Annotated in this window: 3 protein-coding genes; all 3 read left to right on the top strand. The window is 71.7% G+C overall.

The window, feature by feature from the left end:
- Positions 1 to 499 (top strand): AtuA-related protein (locus tag SSQG_RS17190; RefSeq protein WP_425314995.1); only part of this gene is annotated, 499 nt, incomplete at its 5' end.
- On the top strand, positions 496 to 2,094 hold the full coding sequence (locus SSQG_RS17185; RefSeq protein WP_003991074.1) for an acyl-CoA carboxylase subunit beta: 1,599 nt from the start codon (positions 496 to 498) through the stop codon (positions 2,092 to 2,094). The genes SSQG_RS17190 and SSQG_RS17185, both read left to right, overlap by 4 nt.
- A gap of 10 nt (positions 2,095 to 2,104) precedes the next feature.
- The coding region (locus SSQG_RS17180) for a biotin carboxylase N-terminal domain-containing protein (RefSeq protein WP_003991073.1) at positions 2,105 to 2,331 on the top strand (227 nt) is incomplete at its 3' end.

Genomic DNA, 2,331 nt, shown 5'->3' with positions numbered 1-2,331 from the left:
GGGCTCCCCCTATGGGGTCTTCGAGGATGTGTACGTCCCCCATGGGGCCGTCGACCATGTGGCGGTCCTCGACGACGGACGCCGGATCTCCGTACCGCCGGCCCACGACACCGCCGTACTGGACGAGGTGCCGGAGCCGCCCCTTCCCGAGCCGCTGCCACCCGGACCCACCCGGCGCGGCCCCCTCGGTCTGGTCGCCGGTGCCCGCAGCGGCGACAAGGGCGGCAACGCCAACGTCGGAGTGTGGGTGCGCACGGACGACGCCTGGCGGTGGCTCGCGCACGAGCTGACGGCCGACCGGTTCCGGGAGTTGATACCCGAGAGCCGCGGGCTGAAGGTCACCCGGCACCTCCTGCCCGACCTGCGCGCCCTCAACTTCGTCGTCGAGGGCATCCTCGGCGCGGGCGTCGCCGCCCGGCACCGCTTCGACCCACAGGCCAAGGCTCTCGGCGAATGGCTGCGCTCCCGCCACCTGGACCTACCGGAGGCCCTCCTGTGACCGTCCTGACCTCCGCGCTCGACACCGGCGGCCCCGAGTACCGGGCCAACCGCGAGGCGATGCTCGCCAAGCTGGCCGAGCTGGACGCCGAACACGCCAAGGCCCTCGCCGGCGGCGGCGAGAAGTACGTCGAACGGCACCGGGCGCGCGGCAAGCTTCTCGCCCGCGAACGCATCGAGCTGCTCCTCGACCCGGACACGCCCTTCCTGGAACTCTCCCCGCTGGCCGCCTGGGGCAGCGACTACACCGTCGGCGCCTCCCTCGTCACCGGCATCGGCGTCGTCGAGGGCGTCGAATGCCTGATCACCGCCAACGACCCCACCGTGCGCGGCGGAGCGAGCAACCCCTGGTCGCTGAAGAAGGCCCTGCGCGCCAACGACATCGCACTCACCAACCGGCTGCCCTGCATCAGCCTGGTGGAGTCGGGCGGCGCCGACCTGCCGTCCCAGAAGGAGATCTTCATTCCGGGCGGCGCGGTCTTCCGCGACCTGACCCGACTGTCCGCCGCCGGCATCCCCACCGTCGCGGTCGTCTTCGGCAACTCCACCGCCGGGGGCGCCTACGTCCCCGGCATGTCCGACCACGTGATCATGGTCAAGGAGCGGGCCAAGGTGTTCCTCGGCGGCCCGCCGCTGGTGAAGATGGCCACGGGGGAGGAGAGCGACGACGAGTCCCTGGGCGGCGCCGAGATGCACGCGCGCGTGTCGGGCCTCGCCGACCACTTCGCCGTCGACGAGCACGACGCGCTCCGCCAGGCCCGGCGCGTGGTCGCCCGCCTCAACCACCGCAAGGCGTACGACGACCCGGGCCCGGCCGAGTCCCCCAAGTACTCCGCCGACGAACTGCTCGGCATCGTCCCCGGCGATCTCAGGACGCCCTTCGACCCGCGCGAGGTCGTCGCCCGGATCGTCGACGCCTCCGACTTCGACGAGTTCAAACCGCTGTACGGGACGAGCCTGACCACCGGCTGGGCCACGCTCCACGGCTATCCCGTCGGCGTGCTGGCGAATGCCCAAGGCGTGCTGTTCAGCGAGGAGTCGCAGAAGGCGGCCCAGTTCGTCCAGCTCGCCAACCAGCGCGACATCCCCCTGCTCTTCCTGCACAACACCACCGGCTACATGGTCGGCAAGGAGTACGAGCAGGGCGGCATCATCAAGCACGGCGCGATGATGATCAACGCGGTCAGCAACAGCCGCGTCCCCCACCTCTCCGTCCTCATGGGCGCCTCCTACGGCGCCGGCCACTACGGCATGTGCGGCCGCGCCTACGACCCCCGCTTCCTCTTCGCCTGGCCCAGCGCCAAGTCCGCCGTCATGGGCCCCCAGCAGCTCGCCGGCGTGCTCTCGATCGTCGCCCGCCAGTCGGCGGCCGCCAAGGGACAGCCCTACGACGAGGAGGGCGACGCCGCGCTGCGCGCCATGGTGGAGCAGCAGATCGAGTCCGAGTCCCTGCCGATGTTCCTGTCCGGGCGGCTCTACGACGACGGCGTCATCGACCCGCGCGACACCCGCACCGTCCTCGGCCTGTGCCTGTCCGCCCTCCACACCGCCCCGTACGAGGGCGCGCGCGGCGGCTTCGGCGTCTTCCGGATGTGAGGGACCTTCCATGATCACTTCTCTGCTGGTCGCCAACCGGGGCGAGATCGCGTGCCGCGTCTTCCGCACCTGCCGCGAACTGGGCATCCGCACCGTCGCCGTGCACTCCGACGCCGACGAGAACGCCCTCCACGCGCGCGTGGCCGACGCGAGCGTACGACTGCCGGGGGCGGCGCCCGCCGACACCTATCTGCGCGGCGACCTGATCGTGAAGGCCGCCGTCGCCGCCGGTGCGGA

This window comes from Streptomyces viridochromogenes DSM 40736, assembly GCF_000158955.1.
Lineage (GTDB): Bacteria > Actinomycetota > Actinomycetes > Streptomycetales > Streptomycetaceae > Streptomyces > Streptomyces venetus.
This window is presented reverse-complemented; position numbering and strand designations above follow the sequence as displayed.